We start from the raw sequence: 6,534 nt of genomic DNA on the forward strand, positions 1-6,534 counted from the left end.
TTTTTTACAAAACCTGTTTGACGGTCTCGGCCACCTTGTCGGCGGTCAGCCCGAAGAACTTGAACAGCGCGCCGGCCGGAGCAGACTCGCCATAGCGGTCGATGCCGACCACGGCGCCCTCCAGGCCCACGTACTTGTGCCAGAAGGCGGTAACGCCGGCTTCGACGGCCACGCGCGGCAGGCCCTTGGGCAATACGGATTGCTTCCAGGCAGCGTCTTGGCGGTCGAACACGTCGGTGCTGGGCATGGAGACCACGCGCACGGCGACGCCTTCCTTGGCCAGTTGAGCCTGCGCGTCCAGCGCGATGGCAACTTCCGAGCCGGTGGCGATGATGACGGCGCGCGCGCCTTCAGCGTCGCGCAGCACATAGCCGCCGCGGGCGATGGCGTCCACGGTGGCGGCATCGCGCGGCACGAACGGCAGATTCTGGCGCGACAGCAGCAGCGCAGTCGGGCCGCCGTCATGCACGTCCATGCCGATGCTGGTCGGGCGGGTCACGGCGGCGTTCCAGGCCACGGCGGTTTCAGCCGTATCGCAAGGACGCCACAACGACAGGTTCGGGATCAGGCGCAGGCTGGCGGCGTGTTCGATGGATTGGTGGGTCGGGCCGTCTTCACCCAGGCCGATCGAATCGTGGGTGAACACGTGCACCACGCGCTGCTTCATCAGCGCGGCCATGCGGATGGCGTTGCGCGAGTAGTCCGAGAACGTCAGGAACGTGCCGCCGAACGGCAGGTAGCCGCCATGCAGCGCCACGCCGTTCATGATGGCGGCCATGCCGAATTCGCGCACGCCGTAGTTGATGTGGCGGCCGAACTGGATGCCCTTGTCACCGGCGCGAACGGCGGCGACGCCCTTCCAGTCGGTGAAGTTGGAACCGGTCAGGTCGGCCGAGCCGCCCAGCATTTCCGGCAGCACGGGGGCCAGCGCGGCGATCGCGAACTGCGAGGCCTTGCGGGTGGCGACGGTTTCGGCCTTTTCCAGGGTCGATGCCAGGAATGCCTTGAACTGTTCGTTGTAGCCTTCGGGCATGTCGCCCTTCATGCGGCGCATGAACTCCGCGGCTTCGGCGGGGAATGCGGCGGCGTAGGCGTCAAACGCGGTCTGCCATTCGGCTTGGGCGGCGGCGCCCGATTTGCGGCCGTCCCAGCCGTCGTACACGTCTTGCGGAATCTGGAAGGGTTCCGACGACCAGCCCAGCGCGGCGCGCGTGGCGGCGATTTCGTCCTTGCCCAGCGGCGCGCCGTGCACGTTGTGCGTGCCGGCCATGTTGGGCGAACCCTTGCCGATCACGGTGCGGCAGATGACCAGCGTGGGCTTTTCCGATTGCGAACGCGCGGCCTTGATGGCGGCGTCCACGGCGGCGACGTCATGGCCGTCGACGCCACGGATCACGTTCCAGCCGTAGCCTTCGAAACGCTTGGCGGTGTCGTCGGCGAACCAGTGTTCGACGTGGCCGTCGATGGAAATGCCGTTGTCGTCATACAGCACGACCAGCTTGGACAGCTTCAGCGTGCCGGCCAGCGAGCACACCTCGTGCGAGATGCCTTCCATCAGGCAGCCGTCGCCGGTGAAGGCGTAGGTGTGGTGGTCGACGATGGTGTGGCCGGGCTTGTTGAATTCAGCAGCCAGCAGCGCTTCGGCCAGCGCCATGCCCACGGCATTGCCCAGACCCTGGCCCAACGGGCCGGTGGTCGTTTCCACGCCCGGGGTAATGCCCACTTCGGGGTGGCCCGGCGTCTTGGAATGCAGTTGGCGGAAATTCTTCAGCTCTTCGATCGGCAGATCGTAGCCCGTCAGGTGCAACAGGGCGTAGATCAGCATCGAACCGTGGCCGTTGGACAGCACGAAGCGGTCGCGGTTGGCCCAGGCGGGGTCCTTGGGGTTGTGGCGCAGGTTGCCCGTCCACAGAGCTTGGGCGATTTCCGCCATGCCCATGGGAGCACCCGGATGCCCGGAGTTCGCTTGTTGCACGGCATCCATCGCGAGGGCGCGGATGGCATCCGCCAAGGCAAGTTTAGGGGCGGTCGGATTGCTCATTCGGAAGGCTCTTTGAAGCTGGCGCGCCCACAGGGAATATAGGGGCCAGTTGAGTAGGTTGCGAAGCAGACGATTTTAGCATCAGGGGATTTCCCTCACGCCATCACCCTTAAGCTCGATGTAAACAAGCGTTTCCGGACGGGAATATCAGCGTAGCTCCCACAATTGCGGGAAAGGGGTCCGACATTCAGGATAAAGCCCTGACATCAGCCCTGGAGCCTCCTACCATGAGCCTCATGCTCAATCTGACTATCCCTGTTGAAGGCATCATGGCTCTACGCACCGCCCTGGGCGAAGAGCGGGCGATTGCCGTGGCGCGGGCGTTGGAACACGCTCAAATCAAGGGTGAAACCGAACTTGCCGCCAAGCTCCGGCAAGAATGGCGCAATGACCTGGCGGCGGCCGTGGCCCCGCTTGCGCGACGCGAGGAGCTCGCCGAAATCCGCAAACAGATCGCGCAACTGCCCAACCGCGAAGAACTCAAGCGCTTCGCCACCCACGAAGACCTGTCCGATCTGCGCGCCCACGTCCTGCGTCTGGACAAGAAAATGACGGTGGGCTTCCTGACCCTGCTGGGGCTTAACCTCGCGTCCAGCGCGCCGACCTTCTTCGAATGGGGGGTCAAGGTGGTAGGCTACGCGCTCCGATAACGCTTTTCGCGCCACCCATGTCCGCCCCCCGTTTCTACTGCGACACCCCGCTTGCCGCCGGCACCCGAATCGCCCTGCCGGAAGCCCTTGCCCACCACGCGGTGCGCGTGCTGCGCTTGAAGGCCGGTGAACCCGTCGTGCTGTTCAACGGCCAGGGCGGCGAATATCCGGCCGTGCTGGACATCGACGGCAAGGCCGGCTTTGCGCAACTGGGCGACTTCAATCCTCGCGAGGCCGAATTGGCCGGCCGCATCACCCTCGTGCAGGGCTTGCCCACCGGCGACAAGATGGACTGGGTGGTGGAAAAGGCCGTGGAACTGGGCGCCGCCCGCGTCAGCCCCATCGCGGCACAGCGCAGCGTGCTGCAATTGTCGGGCGCCCGACTGGACAAGCGCGTGGCGCACTGGCAGCGCATTGCGCAATCCGCCAGCGAACAATGTGGCCGCAACCGCCTGATGCCCGTGGACGCGCCTCAGACGCTGGCCGACTGGCTGGCCCAACCCGCGGATGGCCTGCGCCTGCTGTGCCACCCCGACGCCACGGACGATCTGGCCGGCAAGCTGCGGGCCGAACCAGACGTACAGGCCTTGAGCCTGCTGGTGGGCCCGGAAGGCGGATGGTCGGACAAGGAACTGGAACAGGCCCGTCAGGCGGGCGTGCAGGCCGTGCGCTTCGGCCCGCGAGTGCTACGCACCGAGACCGCGGGGTTGGCCCTGTTGAGCGCCGTCAGCGCCCTGCGGGGCTGGTGATCACACATGCTGCCGGGCAAGGCACTGCCCGGCGCGGGCCGCTGCGGGGTGTGCAGCTTCGGGGTGTGCCGCTGCGGGCACCCGTGCAGCCCTCGATGCAATCGTCTCAGTCGTTTTCGCCGTAAGGCGCCGCCGCGACGCCAGGTTCGGGATCCGGGTGCTTGCCCGCATGTTCGATGACGAACGCAAAGATGCGACCGTTCTCGCGGGCGAATTCCGCCGCGTCGGAACAAACGGTTTCGATCAGGGCCGCGTCGTCTTCCAGCACCGGATCGCCGGAATGCAGCCGGTACAGCCACAGTACAACGCCGGTCTTGTGGTCCAGCACCGTGTCGCACAGGCAATCGTAGAGGGCATCCAGGTTGCCGCCGAAGTATTCGGGGAAGTCCACCGCCTTGACGATGGCGCGCAGCACGGCAGAGCGGCTGCGGGCCGGGTCGCAGTTGGCGACGAACAACGCCAGGCCAAGCTCATGGGAAGCGTCCACCACGGCCTTCTTGTCCAACCCTTCATGGGGCAACGCCCCGCCGCGCAGCAGTTGCTTCTGCAAGGTAGATTGGCCATTGCGCGTCATGCCTGAGCCTCCTTGAAAAAGGCGATCACTTCGTCGTTACGCTGCATCGTATCGGCATAACCCAGTTCGATCAATCGTCGGGTGTAGCTGGATTCGAATAGAAGATAGGACATCAGCGCCCCGCCTCCCGGACGGTGTGGATCGGACGATACACCGAGTACGCGAAAAAGGGCACGTGCTTGCGCGGGCATGTCGTGCAAGTGTTCCAGGGCCATCGTGTCCAGCGACTGGCTGGGCGTGATCGTCAGCACCTGGATGCGCCTGACATTGACCTGGGCGCCCTCCGGCGTCGCATGGTCCATCAGGTAATTGATGCGCTCCAGGCGTTCGACGTCCACCGACAAGCCGTCCAGGAAGATGCTGGACAAGGCATGGCCGCCCACCTGCGCCAGCGAGGGATACGGCGGCGAATCGGCGCGGTTCTCGGGGTGGGTGTCGTCGCGGAACCCCGTGCCGATCACCATTACCCGGTGCGCGCCCAGGTGGATGGCCGGGCTGATCGGAGCCAATTGACGCATTGATCCATCGCCGCACCACTCGCCCTTGCCGTGCACCTGCACCTGGCGGGCCGGAAAGACGAACGGGATGGACGACGAAGCCATCAGATGGTCCATGCCGATCGGCGTGGGGATGGCCAGCCGCAGATAGCGGTGCCAAGGCTCGATGGGCGTGTGCGCCTGGTAGAAAGTCAGGTGCTCGCCGCTGGTGTAGCCCGACGCCGTGATCGCCAGCGCCGACAGGGAGCCCTGTTCCAGGTTGGCCTGCAGGTTGCGGAAGTCCAGCACCCGGCCCAGCAATGCCTCCATCGGGCTGTTGTCCAGCAGCGACTGGGGCCGCTTGCGCGTCAGGCCCGAGTACATCCAGCCCAGGGCAAGCAGGCCCAGCCAGCGCACGCCCGTGCGAATCAGGCCGGGCGCATCGGCCCGGTAGATCATGTCGGTATTCAGCGAGGACCACAGGCGGCGGATGCGCCGCACCCCCAGATGGGGCCGGTCGGCACGGCAAGCCAGCGCAGCGGCATTGATGGCGCCAGCCGAGGTGCCGCAGATGATGTCGAAGGGGTTCTGGAACCGGGAATGCCAGTCGGGGTCCAGCAGCTCCATGATGGCGCTAAGCACCCCGACCTGATAAGCGGCGCGGGCGCCGCCTCCGGTCAGAACCAGGCCAGTCGGCGTGCGAGGGCACGCCGGGCCGGCCGGCTTCACTTCAACGTGGCGTGTTGACATCGACCACCGTCATCGCGGTCATATTGACGATGCGGCGCACGGTCGAGCTGGAAGTCAGAATGTGCACCGGCGCATTGCAGCCCAGCAGGAACGGGCCCACCGCCACGTTGCCGCCGGCCGCCGTCTTCAGCAGGTTGTAGGCGATGTTGCCGGAATCCACGTTCGGACACACCAGCAGGTTTGCTTCGCCCTTCAGGGTGGACGACGGCAGGATGCGCATGCGCAGCGCTTCGTCCAGCGCGCAATCGCCGTGCATTTCGCCGTCGATTTCCAGGTCGGGCGCCTGTTCGCGCACGATTTCCAAGGCGCGACGCATCTTGGCGCCCGAAGCCGAGCTGCCCGAACCGAAATTCGACCGCGACAGCAACGCCACCTTCGGCGCCAGATACATGCGACGCATTTCGTTGGCGGCGGCGATCGTGAATTCCGCGATCTGCTCGGCCGAGGGCTCGTCGTTCACGTGCGTGTCCACCAGCACCACCGTGCGCTCGTTGAGCAGCAGGATGTTCATGGCGGCATACACGTTGTGGCCCGGGCGGCGGCCGATCACTTCATCGACGAAACGCAGGTGGTCATGATAAGCGCCCACCGACCCGCAGACCATGCCATCGGCATCGCCCAGGTGCACCATCATCGCGCCAATCAAGGTCATGCGGCGGCGCATTTCCACGCGCGCCATTTCCTTGGTGATGCCGCGGCGGCACATGCGTTCCCAGTACGTGGTCCAGTACTGATGGAAGCGTTCGTCGTATTCCGGGTTGGTCACTTCGACGTCTTCGCCCAGGCGCAGGCGCAGGCCCAGCTTTTCGATGCGGGTCAGCAGCACCGACGGACGGCCGACCAGGATGGGGCGCGCCAGGCCTTCGTCCACCACCACCTGCACGGCGCGCAGCACGCGTTCGTCTTCGCCTTCCGCGAACACGATACGGGCGGGTCCGCCTTCACGCACGATGCGCTTGGCCGCCGAGAACAAGGGCTTCATGAAGGCGCCCGAGTGGTACACGAATTGCTGCAACTGCTCTTCGTAGGCTTCCAGGTCGGCCAGCGGACGCGTGGCCACGCCACCGTCCATCGCCGCCTTGGCCACGGCCGGCGCGATGCGCACGATCAGGCGCGGATCGAACGGCTTGGGAATCAGGTATTCGGGGCCAAACGAAATATCGAACGTGCCGTAGGCCGCGGCCACGACTTCGTTCTGCTCTTCCTGCGCCAACTGGGCGATGGCATACACCGCCGCCTTTTCCATTTCGCGCGTGATCGTGGTCGCGCCCACGTCCAGCGCGCCACGGAAGAT

Annotated in this window: 6 protein-coding genes; 2 read left to right on the forward strand and 4 right to left on the reverse strand. The window is 65.6% G+C overall.

Translation table 11 applies throughout. The features are described from left to right. Window positions 1-4: 4 nt before the first annotated feature. Window positions 5-2,041, reverse strand: a complete 2,037-nt coding sequence (gene tkt / locus CQ050_RS23080) for a transketolase (RefSeq protein ID WP_105559144.1) — start codon at window positions 2,039-2,041, stop codon at window positions 5-7. A 227-nt stretch (window positions 2,042-2,268) separates the two neighbouring features. Here tkt and CQ050_RS23085 point away from each other — a divergent pair, with 227 nt between their 5' ends. Beyond that, complete coding sequence (locus tag CQ050_RS23085; protein WP_105559145.1) at window positions 2,269-2,691, forward strand: hypothetical protein; 423 nt, start codon at window positions 2,269-2,271, stop codon at window positions 2,689-2,691. Window positions 2,692-2,708: 17 nt separating this feature from the next. Next, on the forward strand, window positions 2,709-3,440 hold the full coding sequence (locus tag CQ050_RS23090) for a 16S rRNA (uracil(1498)-N(3))-methyltransferase (RefSeq protein ID WP_105559146.1): 732 nt from the start codon (window positions 2,709-2,711) through the stop codon (window positions 3,438-3,440). Between the two features lie 106 nt (window positions 3,441-3,546). Here CQ050_RS23090 and CQ050_RS23095 read toward each other — a convergent pair whose 3' ends face one another. The 3 genes from CQ050_RS23095 to CQ050_RS23105 form a co-directional block, all read right to left on the reverse strand. Next, window positions 3,547-4,014, reverse strand: coding sequence for a barstar family protein (locus tag CQ050_RS23095; RefSeq protein ID WP_105559147.1), 468 nt, complete (start codon window positions 4,012-4,014; stop codon window positions 3,547-3,549). Next, the gene (locus CQ050_RS23100) at window positions 4,011-5,240 is read right to left on the reverse strand and encodes a patatin-like phospholipase family protein (protein WP_233214245.1); all 1,230 of its coding nucleotides are present in this window, start codon (window positions 5,238-5,240) and stop codon (window positions 4,011-4,013) included. The genes CQ050_RS23095 and CQ050_RS23100 overlap by 4 nt, the downstream gene beginning before the upstream one ends. After that, a partial coding sequence (locus CQ050_RS23105) for a phosphate acyltransferase (RefSeq protein ID WP_255410201.1) occupies window positions 5,221-6,534 on the reverse strand: 1,314 nt, incomplete at its 5' end. The genes CQ050_RS23105 and CQ050_RS23100, both read right to left, overlap by 20 nt.

The sequence above is a fragment of the Achromobacter sp. MYb9 genome, from assembly GCF_002975275.1.
Classification (GTDB): Bacteria; Pseudomonadota; Gammaproteobacteria; order Burkholderiales; family Burkholderiaceae_B; genus Achromobacter.